This window comes from Streptomyces sp. MGP-BFMKR1 (genome assembly GCF_057766585.1).
In genome coordinates, this window is the sequence record NZ_CM173408.1 from 5,958,868 (window position 1) to 5,982,639 (window position 23,772).

Annotated in this window: 20 protein-coding genes; 9 read left to right on the top strand and 11 right to left on the bottom strand. The window is 74.8% G+C overall.

The window, feature by feature from the left end; translation table 11 throughout:
- Positions 1 to 112: 112 nt before the first annotated feature.
- On the bottom strand, positions 113 to 1,495 hold the full coding sequence (locus tag AC3CHW_RS23650; RefSeq protein WP_488467782.1) for a cytochrome P450: 1,383 nt from the start codon (positions 1,493 to 1,495) through the stop codon (positions 113 to 115).
- A gap of 1,034 nt (positions 1,496 to 2,529) precedes the next feature.
- On the opposite strand from AC3CHW_RS23650, the gene AC3CHW_RS23655 reads away from it, so the two are divergent.
- From AC3CHW_RS23655 to AC3CHW_RS23685, 7 genes are all read left to right on the top strand, one after another.
- On the top strand, positions 2,530 to 3,579 hold the full coding sequence (locus AC3CHW_RS23655; protein WP_488467783.1) for a UbiA family prenyltransferase: 1,050 nt from the start codon (positions 2,530 to 2,532) through the stop codon (positions 3,577 to 3,579).
- Positions 3,566 to 3,808, top strand: a complete 243-nt coding sequence (locus tag AC3CHW_RS23660; protein ID WP_176161719.1) for an acyl carrier protein — start codon at positions 3,566 to 3,568, stop codon at positions 3,806 to 3,808. The genes AC3CHW_RS23655 and AC3CHW_RS23660 overlap by 14 nt, the downstream gene beginning before the upstream one ends.
- Positions 3,809 to 3,848: 40 nt before the next feature.
- On the top strand, positions 3,849 to 5,054 hold the full coding sequence (locus AC3CHW_RS23665) for a beta-ketoacyl-[acyl-carrier-protein] synthase family protein (RefSeq protein WP_488467784.1): 1,206 nt from the start codon (positions 3,849 to 3,851) through the stop codon (positions 5,052 to 5,054).
- 132 nt (positions 5,055 to 5,186) lie between these two features.
- Positions 5,187 to 6,695 (top strand): beta-ketoacyl synthase N-terminal-like domain-containing protein, encoded by a 1,509-nt coding sequence (locus tag AC3CHW_RS23670; RefSeq protein ID WP_488467785.1) that lies wholly within the window; start codon positions 5,187 to 5,189, stop codon positions 6,693 to 6,695.
- Positions 6,692 to 7,519 carry a thioesterase II family protein gene (locus AC3CHW_RS23675; protein WP_488467786.1) on the top strand — a complete coding sequence of 276 codons (828 nt, stop codon included), beginning with the start codon at positions 6,692 to 6,694 and terminating at the stop codon, positions 7,517 to 7,519. The genes AC3CHW_RS23670 and AC3CHW_RS23675 overlap by 4 nt, the downstream gene beginning before the upstream one ends.
- Before the next feature lie 106 nt (positions 7,520 to 7,625).
- Complete coding sequence (locus tag AC3CHW_RS23680) at positions 7,626 to 7,985, top strand: ArsR/SmtB family transcription factor (protein WP_488467787.1); 360 nt, start codon at positions 7,626 to 7,628, stop codon at positions 7,983 to 7,985.
- Between the two features lie 108 nt (positions 7,986 to 8,093).
- The gene (locus AC3CHW_RS23685; protein ID WP_488467788.1) at positions 8,094 to 9,017 is read left to right on the top strand and encodes an MOSC domain-containing protein; all 924 of its coding nucleotides are present in this window, start codon (positions 8,094 to 8,096) and stop codon (positions 9,015 to 9,017) included.
- Positions 9,018 to 9,030: 13 nt separating this feature from the next.
- Here the strand turns inward: AC3CHW_RS23685 and AC3CHW_RS23690 are convergent, their stop codons facing one another.
- The 3 genes from AC3CHW_RS23690 to AC3CHW_RS23700 all read right to left on the bottom strand — a co-directional run bounded on the left by AC3CHW_RS23690 (position 9,031) and on the right by AC3CHW_RS23700 (position 10,964).
- Entirely contained in the window at positions 9,031 to 9,225 is a 195-nt protein-coding gene (locus AC3CHW_RS23690; RefSeq protein WP_176161713.1) for a DUF7848 domain-containing protein, read from the bottom strand.
- A gap of 153 nt (positions 9,226 to 9,378) precedes the next feature.
- Positions 9,379 to 10,497: an alkene reductase gene (locus AC3CHW_RS23695; RefSeq protein WP_488467789.1), complete on the bottom strand. Its 1,119-nt coding sequence runs from the start codon at positions 10,495 to 10,497 to the stop codon at positions 9,379 to 9,381.
- 38 nt (positions 10,498 to 10,535) lie between these two features.
- A complete protein-coding gene (locus AC3CHW_RS23700; RefSeq protein WP_488467790.1) occupies positions 10,536 to 10,964 on the bottom strand; it encodes a RidA family protein in 429 nt (142 codons plus the stop codon).
- A gap of 140 nt (positions 10,965 to 11,104) precedes the next feature.
- Here AC3CHW_RS23700 and AC3CHW_RS23705 point away from each other — a divergent pair, with 140 nt between their 5' ends.
- Positions 11,105 to 11,701 (top strand): TetR/AcrR family transcriptional regulator, encoded by a 597-nt coding sequence (locus AC3CHW_RS23705; protein WP_488467791.1) that lies wholly within the window; start codon positions 11,105 to 11,107, stop codon positions 11,699 to 11,701.
- Positions 11,702 to 11,874: 173 nt separating this feature from the next.
- On the opposite strand, the gene narI is transcribed toward AC3CHW_RS23705, so the two are convergent.
- The 5 genes from narI to AC3CHW_RS23730 all read right to left on the bottom strand — a co-directional run bounded on the left by narI (position 11,875) and on the right by AC3CHW_RS23730 (position 19,985).
- A complete protein-coding gene (narI, locus tag AC3CHW_RS23710; protein WP_488467792.1) occupies positions 11,875 to 12,678 on the bottom strand; it encodes a respiratory nitrate reductase subunit gamma in 804 nt (267 codons plus the stop codon).
- A gap of 126 nt (positions 12,679 to 12,804) precedes the next feature.
- Positions 12,805 to 13,404, bottom strand: a complete 600-nt coding sequence (narJ, locus tag AC3CHW_RS23715) for a nitrate reductase molybdenum cofactor assembly chaperone (protein WP_488467793.1) — start codon at positions 13,402 to 13,404, stop codon at positions 12,805 to 12,807.
- A 124-nt stretch (positions 13,405 to 13,528) separates the two neighbouring features.
- The gene (narH, locus tag AC3CHW_RS23720) at positions 13,529 to 15,148 is read right to left on the bottom strand and encodes a nitrate reductase subunit beta (protein WP_488467794.1); all 1,620 of its coding nucleotides are present in this window, start codon (positions 15,146 to 15,148) and stop codon (positions 13,529 to 13,531) included.
- A complete protein-coding gene (locus AC3CHW_RS23725; RefSeq protein WP_488471147.1) occupies positions 15,148 to 18,750 on the bottom strand; it encodes a nitrate reductase subunit alpha in 3,603 nt (1,200 codons plus the stop codon). Before AC3CHW_RS23725 ends, narH begins: the two co-directional genes overlap by 1 nt.
- Before the next feature lie 188 nt (positions 18,751 to 18,938).
- The gene (locus AC3CHW_RS23730; RefSeq protein ID WP_488467795.1) at positions 18,939 to 19,985 is read right to left on the bottom strand and encodes a tellurite resistance/C4-dicarboxylate transporter family protein; all 1,047 of its coding nucleotides are present in this window, start codon (positions 19,983 to 19,985) and stop codon (positions 18,939 to 18,941) included.
- Positions 19,986 to 20,583: 598 nt separating this feature from the next.
- On the opposite strand from AC3CHW_RS23730, the gene AC3CHW_RS23735 reads away from it, so the two are divergent.
- Entirely contained in the window at positions 20,584 to 21,039 is a 456-nt protein-coding gene (locus tag AC3CHW_RS23735; RefSeq protein WP_398607349.1) for a tellurite resistance TerB family protein, read from the top strand.
- Positions 21,040 to 21,402: 363 nt separating this feature from the next.
- Here the strand turns inward: AC3CHW_RS23735 and AC3CHW_RS23740 are convergent, their stop codons facing one another.
- Both AC3CHW_RS23740 and AC3CHW_RS23745 read right to left on the bottom strand, forming a co-directional pair.
- Positions 21,403 to 21,978 carry a snapalysin family zinc-dependent metalloprotease gene (locus tag AC3CHW_RS23740; RefSeq protein WP_488467796.1) on the bottom strand — a complete coding sequence of 192 codons (576 nt, stop codon included), beginning with the start codon at positions 21,976 to 21,978 and terminating at the stop codon, positions 21,403 to 21,405.
- 422 nt (positions 21,979 to 22,400) lie between these two features.
- Positions 22,401 to 23,738 (bottom strand): GlxA family transcriptional regulator, encoded by a 1,338-nt coding sequence (locus AC3CHW_RS23745; RefSeq protein ID WP_488467797.1) that lies wholly within the window; start codon positions 23,736 to 23,738, stop codon positions 22,401 to 22,403.
- Positions 23,739 to 23,772 lie beyond the last annotated feature (34 nt).

Consider the following 23,772-nt stretch of genomic DNA (forward strand, 5'->3'; position numbering starts at 1 on the left):
TCCAGCACTGCCCGCGCGGGCGTCAACCGTCGGGCCCGTTCGTGTCATCACCCAGGAGGAGTGAGCGTCAGCCCGTGGGACCACGGGCACCTCACGGTGGCGGGACGGGCGCCTACGCCTCCGCGTCGGCCCGGACGGTGAAGCGCAGGGCGAAGGGGCTGAACTCCGCGGGCAGGGTGCCGTCCCGGTGGGGGCGCGGGGCGTGGGCCGGCGGCTGGAAGGTGTGCCCCTCCAGCAGCGCCGCCAGCCAGGTGCTCACCGTGAGCAGCACGAGGTTGCGGCCGGGGCACTCGGCGGGGCCGGCGCTGAACGGCACCAGGGCCGGCTGGTTCTGGGCGCGCCCGTCGAGCCAGCGCTCGGGCACGTAACGGTCGCCGTCGGGGCCCGCGGTGTCCGGGGAGCGGTGGAAGTACGGGGTGTGGATCAGGAACGCGGTGCGGGCCGGGACCGACTGGCCACGCCACCGCGTCGGCTCGGTGCTCTCGCGCAGCAGCAGCGGGGTCGTGGGCCACAGCCGCAGCGTCTCCTGGGCGCACGCGCGCAGGAACGGCAGCGTGCGCGGCTGGTCCGATCCCTGGCCTCCGGCGGCGACCTCGGCGCGGGCCCGCGCCTCGTGTTCCGGGTGCAGGGTGAGCATCGCGAGGGTGCGCAGTGTGGTGATGGCCGCCGCGTCGTAGGCGAACAGCCAGTGCGGGATCTGGCCCACCGCGTCGGCGCGCTCGCTCGCGGGCCGCGCGGTCAGCGCGCCGGCCAGCGTCGTGGGCCCGGCGGCGACCGCGTGCTGGCGCAGCCGGCGCAGGAAGTCGCCCCTGACCCGCCGCCGCCGGGGGAGCAGCACCGACCAGTTGCCGGCCGAACGCAGCCGGTTCAGCAGGTGGGTGAGCGTCTCGTCGTCGCGGGCGGCGTCGCCGAGGACCAGCCTGCGCACCGAGCGCCACCACGCGGCCCCGAACTCGTCCCAGGTCAGCTCCCCGGTCCGGTCGGTCTGCCGGAGCAGGGCCGCGGCCTCGTCGCGGACGGTGGCGACGATCGTCGGCGCGAGGTGGTGCAGCGGCTGCGAGGTGTCCAGGGCCGCCTCGTTCACCTGCCGCCGCTCCGCGCGCTCCGGCCCCTCGCTGATGAGGGATCCGTGCGGCTGGAACTGGCTGAGGGCGCCGCGCTTCTCCCAGGTGGCGGGCGAGAAGGGGGTCGGCGTCCGGTCGAGGATGTCGCCCACGTCCTCGGGGACCAGCGGCAGCGCGACGGTGCGCCCTGCGACGCGCAGCAACAGCGGCCCGTCCCCGTACGTGGTGCGCAACCCGGCCATGGTCCGTAGCCCCCGCTGGTCCCAGTGCACGCGCTCGGTGAACGCCATGCCCCCAGGCCGGCGCCTGATGACACCCGCGACCACGGCGGGCAGCAGCAGCGCGCCGACCACCCGGGCCGTGTCCGCCGGGCTCGCCTTCGGCAGGGCGCGCGCGGGCTCGGGGCGTGCCGGAGTGGGGGACGAGGACATGCGGGTCTCCTTACGGGGTGCGCGTGGTGCTGACGCGGTATGCGCGTGGTGCGGGGGCGCGGTGTGGTGCGGTAGGTGGTTCGGCTGGCTTTGGTGAGTGGGGTTGTTGGAGTGACTGGTGTGTCGGGTGGTGCGCCGACGGCGTCGGGTACCCGGACGTGGGGGGACGAAAACGCTGGCCGGCCGGGGTCCGCCCGATCGGCGCACAGCGGCACGGTGGCGGCCGTGCCAGCTTCCTGCCGTACCGCGCGGCCGACCGCCACGGACGGAGCCGTTCCGGCATGCGAGACGGCCGCCGGCGGCGCGCGCCGGACCGTCGACCGCCGGGCGCCGCGCGCCCCGCGCCCGCCACCGGACGCCCGCGCGAACCCGCGTACCGAAGCCGCCAACTCCGCCGTGACCAGGGCCGATACGCCCGCGCCCGAGGAGCGGCGGGCGGCCGGCGAGCGAGGACGCGGGGCTCGGGCGGCGGCGGTTCGCGCCGGGTGCGAGCCCCCGGTGCGCGCCCGCGCGCCATGGCAGGGGCCTGTCAGCGAGGCCGATCGCTATTGAACGAGGGCGACGATCCTTTGTAGTTTGCTCGCCACGCCCAGCCGGGCGGATCTGTCCGCGCGCGGGCTCACCAGCCGGTGCGCGCGGTCGTACGGCGATGCCGCGCGCGGCGCCGCCCCGTGACCGGGGCGCCCGCGGCGCGTACGGGGGACACGAACACGCATGACGACGACGTCGGCAGCGGCAGCGCCGTGCGGCGCGGCCGGCGGCCCGCGCCGGTGGGCCCGGCCCCGCGCGAGCGGTAGCGGCGTCCCCCGACGGACCGGCGGGCCGTCGCCCGGCGGGCGCGCCGGCCGCGGTGCCATCACCAGGCACCGCTCGGCCCACCCCTGGCGCCCGCCGCCTCGGCCCGCCAACTCGCCCGCCGCGCAGCGGACTTACCCGACCACGTACCCGCGGACCCGATCGCACCCGACCGCACCACCCCGAATACGGAGCGCTGAAGTGACCCCAGGCATACCGTCGCCGGCAGGGCCGCCGCCATGGACGTGAGCACCGCCCGTGGCGCGCCGGCACCCCTGCCGCTCCTGGTCCTGCGCAGTTGCAGTTGCCGGTTCGCCGCCTACTACTGGATGGGGTTCCTCGCCGGCCTCGCCGCCGTGGACCACCTCACCGTGGGCCGCGCGCTGGCGGCCGTGCCGATGTGGCTGGCCTTCTGCGTCGGCACCGAGTCCGTCAACCGGATCGCCGACCGCGAGGCCGACGTCATCAACCGGCCCGAGCGCACCGCCCTGTGCGAGGCGATCGGCTGGCGCCGGCTCACCCGTATCGCCGTCGGCGCCTGGCTGGTCTTCGCGGCCAGCGGGGCCGCGCTGTTCGCGCTGGACCCCGAGCCGGCCTTCGCCGCGATGATCGTCGTGGACATCGCCATCGCCATCGGCTACTCGATCGGCCCGGCCTTCAAGCGGCATCGCGTCCTCGCGCTGCTCGTCCTGGTCCTGCCGCTGATCCTGCCGATGGTCACCGGCTGGGCCACCGCCCCGGACGCCGACGCGCTCGGCTCTCCGGTGCTGCCGGCCGCCGCCGTGCTCGCCACCTTCAGCCTCGGACTCGCCGGTATCAAGGACATCACCGACGTGGCCGGCGACCGGCTGCTCGGCTACTCCAGCCTGTGGCTGACCGTCGCCGGGTTCGGCCGTGGCGTGGCCGTCTACGCCCTGGTCGTGGCACCCTTCGCGCTGGACGCCGTCTTCGTCGTGCTGCACCTGCTGCCGGTCGCCAGCCTGGCCGTGACGCCGTGCGTCGTGGTCTCGGCGTACGTGGTGCGCGGCGCGAGCGCGGCCCAGTCGACCGAGGAGCGGTCGGTGGCGCGCGAGGTGATGCACTCGTACACCTTCCTGTTCCTGGCGGCGTACCTGCTCGCGGCGATGGCTTCGCCCGGCATGGCCGCCGTCGCCGCGCTCGGTGCCTGCCACTGGCTCCTCGCGTCCCGACGCCTGCACTGGGCGCCGGCCATCACCCGGGCCCAGCTCCACAGGTGGGCCAAGACCGTTGTTCCGTCGTCTCGCGGGGGCACCGTTGAACGAGTCTGACATCCGTACCGGCGTGCGCGAGGTCTTCGCGCAGGTCCTGGCCACCTCGCCGGAGCAGGTCCCGGTCGACGCCGACCTCTACGACGACCTCGGCGCCGACTCGCTGAACAAGCTGGAGGTCATCGCGCACGTCGAGGCCCGCTTCGGCTGTCGGCTCACCGACGACGAGGCGGCCCTCGGCAACTCCGTCGACAGCCTCGCGCGGTACGTGGGCGGCCATGTCGGCTAGCGCCACACCGAGGGGACGGGCGACGCCGGTGGCGCCGGCCGTGCCGGAGTCGGAGCGGGTGGTCGTGACCGGCCTCGGCGTCGTCTCGCCGCTCGGCTGCGACGTGGACCGGTTCTGGCACGCGGTGACCTCGGGGACGGTGGCGACCGGGCCCATCACCCGGTTCGCCGCCGACGCCTATCCCACGCACCTGGCCGCCGAGGTCGCCGCGCCACACCTCACCGCGCCGTACGCCGACGACGGCACGCTCACCCCGCGCTCCCTGCGCTACGCCGAGCACGCCGTACGCGACGCCCTCGACGCCTCGAAGGTGCTGCCCGCCACCGACCCGCGCCGCGTCGGCCTGGTCATCGGCACCGTCATGGGCACCCGCCCGCACCTGGAGGAACTGCGCCGCCGGGGCGCCGACACCGCGACCGACCGACGCTGGGACGCGCCCGCCCTGCTCGCCTCCTGGCCCGCCGAGCGCTTCGGGCTGCGCGGCCCGCGACACGTCCTCGCGGCCGGCTGCGCCGGCGGCAACACCGCCATCGGCCTGGCGGCCGACCTGATCGCCAGCGGGCAGGCGGACTGCGTCCTCGCGGGCGGCGTGGACGAGTTGGCCGAGGCCGTCTTCCAGCTCTTCACCACCCTGCGCGCCGTGGAGCCGGAGGTCGTACGACCCTTCGACCGCGACCGGCGCGGCACGATGCCGTCCGAGGGCGCCGGCATCCTCACCCTGGAGTCGCTGGCCCACGCGCGGGCCCGGGGCGCCACCGTCATCGCCGAACTGCGCGGCCACGCCATGGCCGCCGACGCGCACCACATGACGGCCCCGCACCCGGCCGGCGACGCCCTGCTGCGCTGCATGGACGAGAGCCTGCGCCGGGCCGGGCTGACCCCCGGCGACGTCGACTACGTCAGCGCGCACGGCACCGGCACGCCCGTCAACGACGCCACCGAAGCGGCCTGCCTCGCCGGCTACTTCGGCGCCGCCGGAGCCCGCCCGGCCACCTCGTCCATCAAGGGCATGCTGGGCCACGCGCAGGGCGCGGCCAGCGCCCTGGAGGCGGTGGCCTGCGTGCTGGCCATCGCGCGCGGCCGGGTGCCGGGCAACCCGACGCTGCGCACCGTGGACGACCGCTGCCGCGACCTGGACCTGGTCCGCGGCCCGGCCCGGGACCTGCCGGTGCGCGTCGCGCTCAGCAACGCGTTCGGCTTCGGCGGCAACACGGCGACGGTGGTGTTCGGCGCCCCCACGGACTGACCCACCCCGCCGCCCGGCCCGACCCTCCCGGCCCAGGCCCGCGCGCCAACCGGCCCGACCCGCCCCCGCCCACTGACGCCGACCGCCCCACCCCGTGGCCGCGCACCGCCGAAAGACCCCAAGGAGTACGACGTGCCAACGCAGGACACGACCCGGACGAGCCCGGTGCCGGTCACCGGGGTGGGGGTGGTGAGCGCGGCGGGAACCTCGGTCGCCGCGCTGTACGAGGACCTGCTCGCCGGCGCCCGACCGGTCACGGTGCGGGACGTGCTGCTGGTCGCCGGCGCCATCCCGGCCGGCCCGAACTGGCGGCCCGACCAGGACAGCGCCCACGCCGTCGAGGCCGCGCACGTCACCGCGCCGCTCACCCTCCCGCCGCACATCGACGCCCGGTCCAGGCGCACCATCGGCCGCGACACGGGACTGCTGCTCAGCGCCGCGCATGCGGCCCTGACGACCGCCCCGGCCACCCCGGCGACGGCCGAACCGGACCGTGCCACCCGGGCCACGTCGTCGCGGGCCGACGCGGCGGAGCCCGTACCGGCCTCGTCGCCGCCGCCCGCGCCGCCGGTCCCGCTGCGCGGCGCCGACCCGGCCCGGATCGGCGTCTTCGCCGGCACGCTGCACGCCGGGCGGAGCGAGTACGTGGCCATCCACAACCGGGCCGGCGCCGACGCGGGCCCGGTCAACCCCGTCTGGGGCCCGCAGTCCAGCTACAACGCCCCCGGCGCCGCCCTCTCCATCCACCTCGGCCTGCGCGGCCCCAACCTCACCCTGACCTCGGGCGCGGCCGTCGGCCTCGACGCCATCGCGCTGGGCGTCCAGTACGTGCGGACGGGACGCTGCGACGCGGTCATCGCGGGCGGCGTGGACTCGCTGTCGGCCGCGTGCCCGCCACCGGCGACGGACGCGGCAGCCGAGCCCGCCGGGGCACCGGCCGGGGAGGGCGCGGCACCGGCGGACGCGGCAGCGGCGAGCGGGCTCGCGGTGGCACCGGCCGGGGAGGGCGCGGCCGTCGTCGTCCTGACCGCCCCGGGCGGCCCCGTGCACGCCCCCGCCCTGGCCCACGTGTGCGCCACGGCCCGGGCGTACGCCGCCGGGGGCGGGGCGGCGGGCGAGCCGGGCGGCGGGCTGGCGGACACCGCGCCCGCGAACACCGGGGCCGGGGCCGGGTCCAGGGCCGCGCCGGGCGCGCCGGACCTGGCTGAAGCGGGCGCCGAGGCCGCGCGCGCGGCGTTGCGGGACGCGGGCCGCGCCGCGCACGAGGTCGCCGTCGCGGTGACCACCGCCGCCCCGCACACCCCGACCGGCGCCGCCGAACGCGCCGCCATCGCCGCCGTGTTCGGGCCCGTCCTGCCCCACCTGACCGCCGCCGGCACCACCGGCACCACGGGCGGCGCCGACGGCGCGCTGGCCTTCGCCATCGCGGTCGAGGCGCTGACGAGAACCACACCCCCACCCCCGGCCCCGCCGGACTCCGGCACCGACCCCGACGCCGACCCCAGCTCCGCCGCCCCGCTCGCGCTCTGCCTCGGCCTCGACCCGGACGGCGCGGCCACCGCCCTCCTCCTCTCCGGACCCACGCCCATCCCCACCACCACGCCCACCCCCACCACCACGCCGACGGGAGCCACCCGATGAGGACCGGACCCGACAGGCTGGTGCTGCGCGAGGGCGGACCGTACCGCCTGGTGTGCCTGCCGTACGCGGGCGGCTCGGCCAGGTCGTTCACGCGGCTGGTGCGCCAGGTCACCGAGGACTGGACGGTCGTCGCCGCCCAACCACCCGCCGCGCACGCCCACGGCACACCGCCCGACCTGGACGAACTGGCCGACTTCTACGCCGACCTGCTCGCCACCGACCTCGCCGGCCCCGGCATCGTGCTCGGGCACAGCCTGGGCGCCGCGGTGGCGCATCGGATGGCCCAGCGGCACGCGGCGAACTGGCCCGCCGACCTGCGGCTGGTCCTCTCCGCCCCACCCCGCCCCGGGCCACCCGGCTACGCGCTGGCCGGCCTCGACGACCACTCGCTGCTCTCGGCGGCCCGCGCCCGGGGCATCGTCCCGGAGCTGGAGCTGCCCGACGAGTTGGTGATCCGACTGCTGCTGCCCGGACTCCGCCGCGACCTGGCGGCGCTCGGCGGCACCGGCTGGACCCCGGAGCCGGTGAGCCCCCCGGTCCATCTGCTGGGCGGCACCGACGACGTGGCCAGCCCGCCGGCCGTCCTGACGGAGCTGGCCGACCAGTTGGCCGCGCGCGGGACGCGCTGGGTGCCGGGCGGCCACCTGTTCGTGATGGACCAGCCCGAGGCCACCTACGCGGCCCTCCGCAAGATCGCGGGCTGCGCCCCGCTGGCCCGCCCACGCCCGGCCGCCCCGCCGACGGCGGCGGCGGGCACGGCGGTGGCGGGCACCGCGAGCACGCCGGCCCCGGCCGGCGTCGGACCGACCCCCGCCCCCGGCTGACCCGCGTCGCCCTCCCGTGCGGTGGACCCGACCACGGACCAGCCCACCCCCGGGCCCGCCCCGCACGCGCGGGGCCGTCCCGCGCGGCCGGCCGTACGATGGGCGCATGCCGGTCCGCGAAGAGCCCTCAGTTGCACACCCCGCGCACGAGCGCACCCCGGGTGAGCGGCAACTGGGCGTCGCCTCCACGGTGTTCGCGCTGCTCGCCGACCCGACCCGGCTGCACCTGCTGTGGCTCCTCGCCCAGGGCGAGGCCGACGTCACGACCCTGACCACGGCCAGCGGCGCGACCCGCACGGCGGTCAGCCAACACCTGGCCAAGCTGCGCCTGGCCGGCCTGGTGCAGGCGCGCAAGGAGGGCCGGCACGCGGTGTACGCGCTGCGCGACGGACACCTGCGCCGGCTGGTGGTCGAGGCACTCCAACACGCGGACCACCAGGTCACCGGCGCCCCCTGGCACGCGTAGCGCGGCGGGTCAACCGGCCGACCCACCCTGGGACTTCCCTGATCGGGCGTTGGGTACGGTCGACGGGGCGCGCCCCGGAGCGCGGGGTGGCCGAAAGGAGCGGAAGCGATGCTGGGCACGGTACGTACGCTGCGGCGCTATCCCGTCAAGTCGATGCTCGGCGAGGAGTTGGCCGCGGCCGACGTCACGCACCGCGGCCTGCGCCACGACCGGCGGATCGCCCTGGTGCACCGCGAGACCGGCAAGATCGCCAGCGCCAAGAACCCACGGCTCTGGCGCGACCTGCTCACCCTCTCGGCCACGGTGGGGGACGCGGGCGAGGCGGGCGCCACCGGCGCCGGTGAGCCGCCCGTACGCATCGCCCTCCCCGACGGCCGCACCCTGCTGGCCACGGACGAGAAGACCGACGCGCTCCTCAGCGAACTGCTCGGCGCACCGGTCCGGGTGGCCCACACCCCACCGCCCGGCGCCACCCTGGAGCGCTCGAAGCCGGAGGAGGTGTTGGCGGCCGGCATCGACGCCGAGGTGGGGCACGACGAGACCGAGATCGGCGCGGGCGCGCCCGACGGCACCTTCTTCGACTTCGCCCCGCTCCACCTCATCACCTCCGCCACCCTGGCCCGCATCGCCGAGCTGAGCCCGCGCGGCACGGTGGAGGTCGAGCGCTACCGCCCCAACATCATCGTGTCCGTCCCCACCGAACCCCCGGCGCCGGGCGCCCCCACCCCATCGCCCGCCTTCCCGGAGAACGCCTGGGTCGGCCGTCACCTGCACATCGGCGACGAACTGACGCTGCACATCCTGTCCACCACCCCGCGCTGCGCCATCCCCACCCTGGCCCACGGCACCCTGCCCCGCGACACCCACGCCCTGCGCGTCCCCGCCACCCACAACCGCGTCGAACCCCACCCGGGCATGGGCCCCCAACCGTGCGCGGGCGTCTACGCGCGCGTGGTCCGTCCAGGGCACGTACGTCAGGGCGACCCGGTACGCCTGGGCGAGACGGCGCCGACCGAGGACGACCCCAACTAGTCGACGAGAGGGCTCAGTTGACGCTCGTCCCGCGATCCGTCCGAGCCTCGCCGATCAGCCGGTACTCGGTGACGACGCGGCGGAACCGGTCGTGCCCCGGGTGTCGCTCGGCATGGTCCAGACACCAGGCGTCCACCTCCTCCTGCCGCTCCACCCCGCCGGACGTCGCCCGACAGTCGGCCGCCACACAGAACGCTTCACGAGACACGGGCCCTCCGGGGGAGTGGGGCGAACGGAACGCTGCGGGCAGCGTAGGCCGAACGGCCCGACGGTGTGGTGGGATACGCCCGATCTGTGCGGGTGGGGGAGGGGTGTGTGGTACGGCGGGGGTGGCGTGGGGGCCGGGCCGCGCGCCGAGTGGCTAGGCGACCGCCGGAACCCGGGGGTCGTCCGTCGCGGCCGGGTAGTCGGTGTAACCCTCCGCCCCGCCCCCGTACACGTTCTCCGTCGGTGGACCGGCGAGCGGGGTGCCGTTGGCCAGTCGGGCGGGCAGGTCGGGATTGGTCATGAACAGGCGGCCGAGGGCGATCACGTCCGCGTGCCCGTCCCGCACCAGCCGCGCCCCCGCGTCGGGGCTGCTCGGCGCCGGGCCGTTCGTGTTGGCGACGAGCGTTCCCGACCAGCGCGTCCGCAGGTCCGCGATGGCTGCGTAGGCACCGTTGCGCAACACGTGCAGATAGGCCAGGCCCAGCGGGTCCAGCGCGTCGACCAACGCACGGTACGTGGTGCCGGCGTCGGTCTCCGCGAGCTGGTTCTCGGCGTTGTCCGGCGAGATACGCAGCCCCACACGGTCCGCGCCGACCTCGGCCACGACCGCCTCGACGACCTCCATGGCGAACCGCAGGCGGCCGGTGACCGAGCCGCCGTACGCGTCCGTGCGCAGGTTGGTGTTGTCGGCGATGAACTGCTGGATCAGGTAGCCGTTCGCGCCGTGGATCTCCACGCCGTCGAAGCCCGCCCCGATCGCACGTCGGGCCGCGGACGCGAAGTCCCCTACCGTTCGCCCGATCTCGCCGATCGTCAGCGCGCGCGGGGTGACGTGGTCGAGCAGGCCGTCCCGGGTGAAGATCCGACTCCCCTCGATGGCGACGGCCGACGGGGCCACCGGCAGTTCGCCGTCCGGGAGTGTCAGCGGGTGGGTCATCCGGCCCACGTGCCACAACTGGGCGAAGATCGTGCCGCCCTCGGCGTGCACCGCGTCGGTCACCTCCCGCCAGCCCCGTGCCTGCGCGTCGGTCGCCAGGCCCGGGATGCCGGGGCCGCCCTTGGCGAGCGCGTTGACGTACACGCCCTCCGTGATCAGCAGCCCCGCCCCGGCGCGCTGCCGGTAGTACGTCGCCGCGTGCGGGCTCGGCACTCCCGTCACGTCATCGGCCCGGCCCCGCGTCATCGGGGCCATCGCCAGCCGGTTCGCCAGCTCCAGTCGCCCCGCCCGGTACGGCCTCAGCAACTCCCGCACGTCCCCACCCTCTTCCGTCACACCCGCGCCCTGTGCCCGTCCCGTCTCGACCCCGGCCCTCACGCGGCGCTCCGGTCCAGCGCGATGACCTCGACCTCGATCTGCCAGTCGGGCTGGGCCAGCGAGACGACCTCGACGAGGGTGTCGGCGGGGTAGGGCTCGGCCAGGAACTCGCCGCGCAGCGTGATCACGTGCGGGAGGTTCGTCGCCATGTCCCGTACGTAGATGCCGACCTTGACGACGTCCGCGAAGGTCAGGCCGGCCGCCTCCAGCACCCGCCCGACGTTCCCGAACGCCTGCCGCCCCTGCGCCAGGAACCCGCCCGCGACGGTCGTCCCGTCCTCCGTGAAGCCCGCCTGCCCGGACACGTACACGAAGCCCCCGGCCCGGACGGCCTGCGATATCAAGTACGGCGCGTACCAGTCCGGGGTGGTCGCGATCTTCTCGATGCGTCCTGCGGTCGCGGGCGCGCCTTCGTTGCTGGACATCTCTCTCCCCTGTGCTGGCGAGGCTCGGCGACCTCGCGGACTGGCGTTACGAAACGTTTCGTAACGTCAGCGACGCTAGATCACCCCAGGGGCCTTGTCAAAACGAAACGTAACGTAACGCGAGCGGTAGGGTGAGACGCATGATCTCCGACCCGAACAGCGAACGGCGCAGCGAGCGCGCCCGCCGGGCGATCCTCGACGCGGCGTTCGACCTGGTGAACCGCAAGGGCTTCGCGAAGCTGACCATCGAGGCCATCGCCGCCCAGGCGGGTGTGGGCAAGCCCACGATCTACCGCTGGTGGCGCTCCAAGGGCGCGGTGGTGCTGGAGGCGATGCGCGAGGAGTTGGGCGACGACTTCGGCTTCCCGGACACCGGCGACATCGCCGCCGACCTCACGACCCAGATCACCGCGGTGAGCCAGCGGCTGGTCACTGGCCGGATCAGCGAAGCCTACAAAGGCGTCATGGGCGAGGCGCAGAACGACCCGGAGCTGATGAAGGCGTTCCGCGAGACGATCCTCGAGCCCAGCATCGCGGAGTGCCGGGCCCGCCTGGAATCCGCCGTCGCCGCCGGGCAACTCCGTTCCGACGTGCCCACCGACGTGATGATCGACCTCTTCTACGCGCCGATCCACTACCGGCACTTCCTGGGCTTCGGCGACGACGCGGTCAGGCGCAGCGCCGAACTCGTCCAGGACGTCCTGCTGGGCCTGCGGCCTCGGCCGGAGGCCGAGTGAACGGGCCGCTCAGGGCGGCCCGTTGAGGACCTTGTTGGTCGATCCCGGCCGTGTCGTCCCGCCTCGCCGTCGTCCCGCCTCGCCGGCGTGTGGCGGGGCGGCGTGTGGCGGGGTGGCGTGTGGCGGGGTGGCGTGCTGGGCCGGCCCCCGCCGCAGCGAGCCGACCCAGCCCGTCAACGCCCCGCGTCGCGCCCCGGACCGGGCCCCGTCCCCGCCAGGGGAACAGGCCGTTCGCCACCCCGGCCCTGGGCTCCGCGTGAGCGGTAGCCGTCGCGTGGGCCGTGGGGGCCGTGCGGGCGGTGGCCGCGGGCGCGGTAGACGACGTAGGGGCGGAAGAGGTAGCCGACGGGGGCGGTGAAGGCGTGGATCAGGCGGCTGAACGGCCACAGGGCGAACAGGGCCATGGCCAGCACGGCGTGGAGCTGGAACTGGAGGGGGGCGTCCGCCATGTGGGAGATGTCGGGGTCGAGGGTGAAGAGGCTGCGGACCCAGACCGAGACGCCGAGCCGGTAGTCGTAGTCGCTGGTCGCGGGGGTGACCATGGTGTTCATCAGGCCGGCGACCAGCGTCGCGGCCAGTACCGGGTAGAGCACCCGGTCGCTGCGCGAGCTGGCCCGGCGTACGGCCCGTACCCGGGTGCGCCGCCACAGCAGGATCGCCAGGCCGCCGGTCGCCATCAGCCCGGCCAGGCCGCCGGCCACCAGGGCGCCCGCGCTGTACTGGGCCTCGGTGACGTGCAGCCACTCGGTGAAGCTCTCCGGGACGAGCAGGCCCACGATGTGGCCCAGCAGGATCAGCAGCAGGCCGAAGTGGAAGAGCGGCGAGCCGATGCGCAGCAGCCGGTTCTCGTGCAACTGGCTGGAGCGGGTGGTGAAGCCGAAGCGGTCGTAGCGGTACCGCCAGGCGGTGCCCGCGACCAGACAGGCCAGGACCAGGTAGGGCAGCACGCCCCACAGCGCGGTGTGTAGGTGGTCCACCAGCAGGCTCCTTCGCGGCGGCGTCCTGCGCGGGGCAGGGGAGAAGACGACGGGTCGGGCGGGTCGGGGGAGTCGGCGGGCGTGGGGGAGTCGGTGCGTGGGAGGGGCGGGCGCCGTGGGCCCGGGTCAGGACGGGGGGCGGGCGGCGAAGGGTTCGAGGCCGACGTGTTCGGTGGGCGGCCCGGTGCGGGCCAGCCGCCGGGCCGCCGCGCGGTCGGCGGGGCGCGGGCCCGGCAGGGTGGCGCTGACGGCGTCCAGTACGTGGGCGTAGCGGGTGCCGTGGGCTTCGAGGGCCAGCCGGAGGAGTTCGATGCCGGCGCGGTGGCCGCGCAGCAGCCGGGTGCCGGCGCGCGGGCAGCGGGCGGCGAACTCCAGCATCAGCGGCAGGTGGTCGGGCAGTTCGGCCGGGTCGGGCTCCCAGCCGGCGGCGCGGTAGACCTCCCGCAGCGCGACGAGCGCGCCACCCCTGCGGCGGGTGTCGCCGTCGGTGTAGTACGTCAGGTGCAGGGTGCGCCGGTGGGTGCGGTCGAAGACGTCGGTGTAGTGCGCGGCGGCTTCGAGCACCGGGACCCGCGCGGCCTCCGAGCAGAACCGCAGCAGTGGCCCGGCGGCCGGGTGGCGGGTCGCGCGCAGTTGCGCGGCGACCGCGTCGAGCCGGCCGGGCCAGTCCTGGTCGGGGTAGTAGAGCAGCAGCGAGGCCGCCTGGTGGACGGCGGGCGCGCTCATGCGGCCGGTCCCGCTGGAGCGACGTGCGTGACCTGCGTGGTGTGCGTGACCTGCGTGACCTGCGCGACCTGCGTGGTGTGCGCGATGCGTGGGCTCCGGGTGTCTGCCTCCGCCTGCCGGGCGCTCACGCGGTGGCCTCCGGGAACAGCCCGTCCGGGCGGCCGGCGCCGTCCCAGTTGAGGAGGTTGACCCGGCCGCGCAGGGCGAGCCCGGCGTGCTCGGGTTCGGGGCCGGTGCCGGGGGCGGTGTGGAACGCGTCGGCCTCGTACATGCCGGGCCCGCCGTCGCCGTCCAGGCTGCACCCGGTGTCCAGCGGGCTGCCGGGCTCGGCGACGTAGCTGGTGGGGATCACGTACCGCTCGTCGTACTTGGCCAGGGCCAGGAGTCGGTACATGGCCTCGATCGCCGTCGGGTCCATGCCCACGCTGGCCGCGACGGCGGGGTCGGGCTCCTCGCCGAGGTTGTGGTGGCGCATGTGGGCGCGCATGGCGCCGAGCCGGCGGAGCGCGGCGGCCACCGGCTCCACGTCGCCGGCGGTGAAGAGTTCGGCCAGGTAGGAGAGCGGGATGCGGAGCGTGTCGATGGCGCCGAACAGGTTGCCCGCGTCCTCGCCGTCGTGGCCGCCCTGGGACAGCGCGTCCACGATGGGCGACAGCGGCGGGACGTACCAGACCATCGGCATCGTGCGGTACTCCGGATGCAGCGGCAGGGCCACCCGGTACTGGCTGATCAGGGCGTGTACGGGGGAGCGGCGGGCGGCGGTGAGCCAGTCGTGCGGGATGCCGGACGCCTCGGCCGCGCGGATCACCTCCGGGTCGCCGGGGTCGAGGAAGCACTCCAACTGGGCCTCGTAGAGGTCCTTCTCGTCGGGGACGGCCGCCGCCCGGTCCACCCGGTCGGCGTCGTAGAGGATGACGCCGAGGTAGCGCAGCCGGCCCACGCAGGTCTCGGAGCACACGGTGGGCTCGCCGGCCTCGATGCGCGGGTAGCAGAAGGTGCACTTCTCGGCCTTGCCGGAGGAGTGGTTGAAGTAGACCTTCTTGTACGGGCAGCCGCTGACGCACATCCGCCAACCACGGCAGCGGTCCTGGTCGACCAGCACGATGCCGTCCTCGACGCGCTTGTACATCGCCCCGGACGGGCAGACGGCCACGCACGAGGGGTTGAGGCAGTGTTCGCAGATGCGCGGCAGGTAGAACATGAACGCGTCCTGGTACTCAAGCCGCACGGTCTCGCTGATGCGCTCCAGGAGCGGGTCCTTCGCGGTGTGCTCGGGGCCGCCGCCGAGGTCGTCGTCCCAGTTGGGGCCGGCGCTGATGGCCATGGGGCGGCCGTCGATGAGGGAGTGCGGCGGGGCGGTGGGCACGTCGTCGCCCAGCGGCGCGTCCGTGAGGTTGGCGTAGTCGTACGTCCACGGCTCGTAGTAGTCGGACAGCTCGGGCAGCTCCGGGTTGGCGAAGATCCGCGAGAGCCGGCGCAGCCGGCCGCCCGAGCGCGGGACGAGCTTGCCGCGTCGGAGTTCCCAGCCGCCGCGCCAGGTCTCCTGGTCCTCGTACCGGCGCGGGTAACCCTGTCCGGGGCGGGTCTCGACGTTGTTGAACCAGACGTACTCGGTGCCCTGTCGGTTGGTCCACGTCTGTTTGCAGGTGACCGAGCAGGTGTGGCAGCCGATGCACTTGTCGAGGTTCATGACCATGGCGACCTGGGCCATCACCCGGCCGATGGGCGCCTTGCGCGGGGGCATCAGTAGTCGACCTCCTGCGAGCGGCGGCGGATGACCGTGACCGCGTCGCGCTGGTTTCCGGTGGGGCCGTAGTAGTTGGGGGCGAAGGAGAGCTGGCCGTAGCCGCCGATGAGGTGGGTGGGCTTGATGAGCAGCCGGGTCAGGGCGTTGTGTACGCCGCCGCGCCGGCCCGTCGCCTGTGACCTGGGCACGTTCACCAGGCGTTCCTGCACGTGGTACATGAACACGGTGCCGGCCGGCATGCGGTGCGAGACGATCGCGCGGGCCACCACGACGCCGTTGGCGTTGACGGCCTCGATCCAGTCGTTGTCCGCCACGGCGATGGCCTCGGCGTCCTGCGGGCTCATCCAGATCACCGGGCCGCCACGAGCCAGGGTCTGCATGAGCAGGTTCTCCTGGTACTCGGAGTGGATGGACCACTTGGAGTGCGGGGTGAGGTAGCGGACGGTCACCGAGCGCTCCTGGCCACCGCCCTTGCGCGGGCGTTCGCCGAGCGCGGCCATGTTCAACGGGGGCCGGAAGACCGGGAGTTGCTCGCCGAACTCGGCCATCCAGGAGTGGTCGAGGTAGAAGTGCTGGCGGCCGGTGAGGGTGTGCCAGGGCTTGGCGTGCTCGGTGTTGATGGTGAACGGCGCGTACCGCCGCTCGGCCCCTTCCTTACCCGACCACTCGAAGCTCGCGCCGACCTGTACGGGGCGGGCCTGCGTGTCGGAGAAGACGATGCGCCGCTCGGCGACGGAGGCGGCCAGCTCGGTCAGGCCCGAGTCCGCGCCCACGCGCTCGGCCAGGGCGGTGAACCCCTCGGCGGCGAGGCGCCCATTGGTGGTCCCGGACAGCGCGAGGATCGCCTCGCACATCTTGACGTCGGTGTCCAGCAGCGGGCGCCCGGCGGCCGGCCCCTCGGTCGCGGTGCCGCAGCGCCGGGCCAGCCAGCGGGCCTCCGGCTCCGGGCGCACCGTGACGCCCTTGACGACGATGCCGTCCCGCTCGGCCAGCGGCCCGAAGGCGGCCATCTTGTCGCCGATCGCGGTGTAGTCCCGCTCCACCAGGGCGAACTGCGGCAGCGTCTCGCCCGGTGGCGGCGCCTCGCCCGGCGTGTCGTGCTGGAGCGCGGTCGGCACCAGGTCGTACGCGACCTCAAGGCGGCCCCGGGCCAGCTCGCTGAGCTTGCGGGCCAGGCCGTGGAAGATGTCGAAGTCGGTGCGGGCCTGCCAGGGTGGGTTGATCGCGGGCGAGAAGGCGTGCACGTAGGGGTGCATGTCGGTGCTGGACAGGTCGTGCTTCTCGTACCAGGTGGCGGCCGGCAGCACCAGGTCGGCGAAGAGCGTCGTGGACGTCATCCGGAAGTCGAGCGCCAGCAGCAGGTCGAGCTTGCCGCGCGGCGCCTCGGCGCGCCACCTGACCTCCTTCGGCCTGGCGCCCTGGGGCACCTCGTCGGCGTCCGCGTTGTCGGCGGCGCCGAGCAGGTGGCGCAGAAAGTACTCGTTGCCCTTGGCGGACGAGCCGATCAGGTTGGCCCGCCACACGGTCAGCACCCTCGGCCAGTTCTCCGGCGCGTCCGGGTCCTGGCAGGCGAATCCGAGCCGGCCCGCGGCGATCTCGTCGGCGGCCCAGTCGGCGGGGGCGCGGCCCGAGGCGCGGGCGGCGGCCCCCAGGTCGAGCGGGTTGCCGGCGAACGTCGGGTAGGAGGGCATCCAGCCGCGCCGGGCCGACTCGGCCACCAGGTCCGCCGTGTGCCGACCGGCGAACAGGCCCTGTCCGGCGGGCGAGGCGAGCGCGTCGGCGGGCGCGTTCTCGTACCGCCACTGGTCGGTGTGGACGTACCAGTACGGGGTGCCGGCCATCTGCCGCGAGGGGCGGGCCCAGTCGGCGGCGGTGGCGAGCTGCTGCCAGCCGGCGTACGGGCGCACCTTCTCCTGGCCGACGTAGTGCGCCCAGCCGCCGCCGTTGCGGCCCTGGCAGCCGGTGAGCAGCAACAGCGAGAGGAACGAGCGGTAGATGGTGTCGGAGTGGAACCAGTGGTTGGTACCCGCGCCCATCACGATCATGGACCGGCCGCGGGTCTGCTCGGCGGTGCGGGCGAACTCCCGCGCGGTACGGATCGCCGCCCGTGCCGGCACCGAGGTGATCGTCTCCTGCCAGGCCGGGGTGCAGGGCACCGACGCGTCCTCGTACCCCGTCGGCCACTGGCCCGACAGCCCCGCGCGGCGCACCCCGTACCGGGCCAGCAGCAGGTCGAAGACGGTGGTCACCAGGCGGTCGCCGATCCGGCGCACCGGGACCGCGCGGCTGAGCGAGCCGGCGTCCTCGGCGTCGAAGCGCGGCAGGACCACGCGGGCGCTCGGCCCGTCGCCGTCCGCGCGGTGGAAGGTCAGCAGCGGGTCCACCTCGCCGAGGTCCAGGTTCCAGCGGCCCTCACCGCCCTTGCCCCAGCGCTCGCCCAACGTGCCGTTCGGGACCACCACCTGGTCGGTGACCGCGTCCACCAGGACCGGCTTGTAGCGGCCGGTGCCGGGCCCGCTACCTTCGTCCAGGCCCAGGTCGGCGGCGGTCAGGAAGCTGCCGGGGGTGTGCCTGTCGGCTCCGTGCGGTGTCAGCTCCACCAGGAACGGCAGGTCGGTGAACCGCTTGCCGTAGTCGAGGAAGTACGGCACCTGCCGCTGGACGAAGAACTCGGTGAGGATCACGTGACCCATCGCCATCGCGAGCGCCCCGTCGGTGCCCGGGTGCGGGTGCAGCCACTCGTCGGCGAACTTCGTCGCGTCGGCGTAGTCGGGCGAGACCACCACGACCTTCTGGCCCCGGTAGCGGGCCTCGGTCATGAAGTGGGCGTCCGGGGTGCGGGTGACGGGGACGTTGGAGCCCCACAGCATCAGGTACGCCGCGTCCCACCAGTCCCCGGACTCCGGCACGTCCGTCTGATCACCGAAGACCTGCGGGGACGCGATCGGCAGGTCCGCGTACCAGTCGTAGAAGGAGAGCATCGGCGCGCCGATCAGCGCGTGGAAGCGCGCCCCGACCGCGTGCGAGGCCATCGACATGGCGGGGATGGGCGAGAAGCCGGCGATCCGGTCCGGGCCGTACGCGCGCAGTGTGTGCAGGTGGGCCGCGGCGGCGATCTCCAGGGCCTCGTCCCAACCGACGCGCACCAGGCCGCCCTTGCCGCGCGCCGACTGGTAGCGGCGGCGCTTGTCGGGGTCGGTGGTGATCTCGGCCCAGGCGGCCACCGGGTCGCCGAGCCGCTGCCTGGCCTCCCGGTACAGCTCGACCAGTACGCCGCGCGCGTGCGGGTAGCGGACCCGGGTCGGCGAGTAGGTGTACCAGGAGAAGGAGGCGCCGCGCGGGCAGCCGCGCGGCTCGTACTCGGGCCGGTCGGGGCCGGTCGTCGGGTAGTCGGTCGCCTGCGTCTCCCAGGTGATCAACCCGTCCTTGACGTACACCTTCCAGGAGCACGAGCCCGTGCAGTTGACCCCGTGCGTGGAGCGCACCACCTTGTCGTGCGCCCAACGGTCCCGGTACGGGGTGTCGTTGACGCTCTGGTCCGTACGGAAGACCGCGCGGGAGTCGGGGCTGACCGGCGACTTGTTCAGCATCTTCCCCATGGCCAGCAGGGCGCGTTCCGCGGCGTCAGCCGAACGCCCCACGCGCAGCCCGAACGTGTTCGAGGCCACCACGGGCCCCCTCTCAGCCGCTTGCCGATTGCTCAGCGCAGCGTGGACCAGCGCACGGAGCGTGCGGAAGCGGTCACCGAGGTTCTTGACGTGACCGCTCATCGAGCTTTGCTTGCCTTTTAGAACTGATTTTGGCCGGAACCCAGCGAGTTCGTTGGCGCGGACGGTGTACGACGCGTGAATCTCAAGGGGAGGCCCGCCATGGCCAGGGCGACCAACAGCCACGCGCCGCCCGCCACCCAGGTCACCCCGCCGCCCACCGCGCGCAGCGCGGCCACCCCGGACACCTCGGCCAGCGCGCGGCTGGCCACGGCGTACATGCCCAGCGGGAAGACGACACACCACTGGGTGGGCTCGTAGCGCACGGGCACCCGGTGCCGCCAGTGCCGCCAGTACCCGGCCGCGACCAGCACCGGAAGCAGCAGCGTCGCCCAGCCCCACAGCACGAGCAGCGCCCCGACCAGCACCCGGCGCGGCCCGCCCGCCAGGCCGAGCCCGACCACCTGCGCGCCCGCCAACACGCTGATCGCACACGCGCCCATGGCCACCCAGTACGCGGGCGTCAGGGCCGACGGCGGTACGGGATGCCGGCGCAACCGCCAGCCGACGACGCCGAGCACCGCCCCGTACAGCAAGAGACCGGCCACCCAACAGCCGAACAGCACGCCCCGGGCCCACGGCCCGTGCCCCAGCGCGGTGCCGGCCACCACGACGGACTGGAGCCCGACGGCGCACAGGAACCAGGTGCCGTCGGCGGCCCGCGCGGCATGCGGCGAGCGACGCAGCGTGCGCGCCGCCCGCGCCGCGACACACCCCCAGGCCGCCGCCGCGACCAGGCACAACGCGAGCGCGACGGCCCGCGCGCCCGCGCCGGCCAGCCGCGCCGCGAGCACCTCGGAGCCGGCCACGAAGGTGAAGAAGCCGAACACCCTGGCCGGCGCGTCCGCGTCCGCCGCGAGCTGCGCGCGGTACGCGAGCAGCCGCCAGACGAGGGCCGCCGTCAGCACGGCGAACCCCGCCAGGCCGAGCCCGAGCAGCGGCCACGAAAGGCGCCGCGCGCCGCTGGTCGCCACGGCGCGCGAGACGATCCCCGTGGCCATCACCGGCGCGAAACAGGCCGGCGCCAACCCACGCACCCGCCCGCTGACCCCCTGCGTCCCTGTCATGCCCGGCAGCGTCCCACCACCCCCACGCACCCCCACCCCACCGATCGCCCCGCGCCCCCCGCGCCCCATGAGGAACCGGCCACCCGGGAGGGGTTCCGCGTGCCCCTCGGACATGGCCGACGCTTTACCGCCACGTGGGCAACGCTATTCCGAGGCACGGGAGTTGGGTCCGCGTGTCGCTGTCGCCGCGTCCTCGGCCAACCGGGCGACCGGCGCACGCGGGGGCGCGCGGCGCGCCGCCGGGCGGGCGGCTCGCGGCCTCCTGGGCGGGCCTGAGGCGGGCGGCAGGGGGCGCGTCGCCCGCGCTCGGCGGAGGGCCCGGCATCCGCTGCCGCCCGGTGCCGAGCGGTCGTCTCGGGGGTGCGCCCCCCTGCTTCCGGGGGGCTGGATGTGGGCTGGTGTGGGAGGCGGTGCGGGTGGTGGTCGGGCAGCGCCCACGGCGCGGGCCGGTGGCCGGGTGGCGCGTCGCGGCCGGGAGGCGCCGGGGCCGGCCACGGGTGGGCGGCGGGCCTGCTAACTTCTACATCGTTGTAGATGGATCCATGGCGTCGCCGAGGGCGCCTCTGGCCGCCGCCGATGACACGAGGAGAAGTTACCGATGGCCCTGTGGGACAAGCTCAAGGAGTCCGCGTCCTCGATGCAGACCCAGTTGATGGCGAAGAAGAACGACCTCAAGAGCGGCGCGTTCCGGGACGCCAGCATGGCCATGTGCGCCCTGGTCTCCGCCGCCGACGGGTCGGTCGACCCCTCCGAGCGGCAGCGCGTCGCCTCGCTGATCGCCACCAACGACGTGCTCCAGAACTTCCCCGCCGACGATCTGCAGCGTCGCTTCAACGAGTACCTCGACAAGCTGGCCGCCGACTTCGAGTTCGGCAAGGTGTCCCTGATCCAGGACATCGGCAAGGTCAAGAAGAAGCCGGTCGAGGCGCGCGCCGTCATCCAGATCGGCATCGTCATCGGCGGCGCGGACGGCGACTTCGACCTGACCGAGCGGGCCGTCGTCCGCGAGGTCTGCTACGCGCTCGACATCGCGCCCGGCGAGTTCGACCTCTAGAGCCGAGTCCGGCTTCTGAGCGCGTTCGAGCGCTGAGAAGCCTGGCGCGTACGAGCGCTGAAACGCGCCAGGCGCGTACGAGCGTGGAGACGGCAGGCGCGTACGAGCCGCGTACGAGCGTGGAGACGACGGCGGTGGGGAAGCGGGTCAGCCCGCCTCCCCACCGCCGGCGTCCTTCCCCCAGGAAAGCCCGGGCGCGCGCGGGCGCGCCCGGACGGTTGGGTGTTCGGCCGCGCGCGGCCCGTGTGCCCCCGCCGAGGCCGGGCCGGCGTGCGGGCCGTGGTGGTCCGGCGGGGTCGCTCGCTCCGTACGACCCCGCCGGGTCACCGAGGGTCGCCCGTGGGGCGGCCCGCCCGCGCGGTCCTAGTAGACGGCCAGCGCGAACTTCGGGGCCACGTCCCGCGCGTACACCTTGGAGCCGGCGAACTTCCGTTCCACCGAAGCCTTCTCCTGCGCGTTCGGGTACTGGTTGGTGCAGGACGTGCCGGCCGACGCGCCGGACATCAGGCTGGAGCACGGGCCCGGCTTCACGTCGGGCAGGCCGAGTATGTGGCCCAGCTCGTGCGAGGCGATGCGGACGGTGTTGTGGCCCTGGTTCACGGCCTGACGTCCCATCCACACCCGGCCGTTGCCCAGCGAGGTGGGTTGGGCCCGCGGCCAGCCGTTGTCGGCGACGACGATGATGTTGGCGCGCTGCCCCGGCTGGACCGGCTTGAGCTGGACGTTCTTCACGCTCTCGTTCCAGGCCGCGGCACCCTGGGTCACCGCGCCCTTGAACTCGGCGGCACCGCTGGAGTCGTACGTGACCACCCGGGCCGCGGCCTGCGCGCCGCGCTCGTCGGCCTGGCCCGTCGCGGACGCGACCTGTACGCCCGAGCCGAACAGCAGGCCCGTCGTGCAGAGCGCGAGCGATGCTCTCAGGATCTTCCGGGAATTCATACACATCTCCACTCGATGGATGGGACTCGACGGCGCCGCGAGCCGGCGCGGCCAGGGGGGAGCCGACCGGTGAGCGGGTCGCTCGGGCGGTGCGGGGAGACCGACCGGGGACGGGGTTCCGGAGGGAACCCGCCACGGGGGTCGTACGCCCCGCCATCGCGACCAGCACACGGGCGGACGCGGACCTTCGACGGCGAGCGCCGACGGTGCTCCGCCGCCCGGGGAGCCGGTGGATGTGGTGCTTCGTGAGGGCCGCCGCTTCCCGTGGGTGGGGGGTAGGGGGAGGGGCCGGGCGAGGCGATGGTGGCCCGGGGGTCACGGGTGGCAGCCGAATGCGACGGTACCGTTCCGCGTCGGCCGCGTGGAGATAGCAGTTATCTATAACACCGTGACGTGACGTGTCCGGCGGGCGTCGTCGCTGGTCAGGGGCTGTCTGGTGAGCCGCACGGGCCACCCGGCGCGACGTGCTCGCCCGCCTCCGTCGCCCCGTCTGTTCCTGCCGGTTCCGCGTCCGTCCGGTCCGACCGCGCCCCGCCCGGGTCTGCCCCGCCCGGGTCCGTCCGGTCCACCTGTGCCCCGCCCGTGCCCGCCCCGTCCGGGCCCGCCTCGTCCATGTCCGCCCCGTCCGTCTCAGTGCCTACCGCGGCGGCGAACATGCCGGCCAGCGAGCGGTAGGCCGCGCGGTAGGTGCCGGGGGTCGTGCCGTTGTGGCGCTGGAAGTGGTGGCGGAGGTTGGCCGGGGTGCCGAGGCCGGTCTGCGTCGCGATCTGGCCGACCGGCAGGTCCGTACGCTCCAGCAGCCACTGGGCCCGGCGGATACGGGCGCGCAGCAGGCACTGGAGCGGGGAGAGGCCGGTGTCCGCGCGGAAGCGCCGGTTGAGGCTCCGTACGCTCATGCCGGCGTGGTCGGCGATCTCCGCGAGGGTCAGCGGGCGATCGAGCCGGGCCGCCATCCACCGCGCGACGGCCTCCACCTCGCCGACCCCCTCGCTCCGTTGATCACCTTGGGTGTGCTCTGCCTCTTCTTCCCCGTACGCCCCACGCCCGGCCCCCTCCAGCGCGGTCCGCCCGCGCGGCCCGGTGGTCGGTAGCGGCCCGACGGCCGGTGGCGATCCGGCGGCCGGTGGTGGTCCGGCGGCCCGTGGCGGATCGGCGGGGTGGGGCAGGGCCAGGAACAGGTGCCGGTCCGCCTCGACGCCCGCCTCCTCGCCGTGGTCGCGTGCGACGACGTGCACGTACAGTTCCTTGCCGCCGAACACCCCGGCGGAGGTGAGGAGGGGCCCGTCGGCCACGAGCGACTCCTCGGGGATGACGGTGACGCGCGGGTGGCGGCGGGCCAGTTCCGCGGCGTGCCGCCACGGCGCCGTGGCCCGGCGCCCGGCGAGCAGCCCGGTGGCCGCCAGCAGGAAGACCCCGGTGCCGATCGCGCCGACGTGGCTGCCACGGTCGGCGGCGGCCCGCACCGCCTCCACCACCGCGGCCGACGGCTCCGACCGGAACCCCGCGTGCCCCGTGACGATCACCGTCTCCGCGTCGGCCAGGCCGTCCAGCCCTCGGTCGACGGCGATCCGCACCGACCCCGGCCCCTCGGTCGCCACGTCGGCCGGGGCGCCGTCCGGGCTGTCGGACGCAGAGCACAACCGCAGGTCGTACGGGGCGTGCCGGTACGCGAGGGGGGAGGCCGAGCCGAAGACGATGCCGGCGGCGGTGACCTGGGAGGCGGGCACCCCGTCGAGGAGGAGCAGTGCGACCACGGGCATGGCCAGAATTTAACCAGGGGTGGCACCAGCGTCG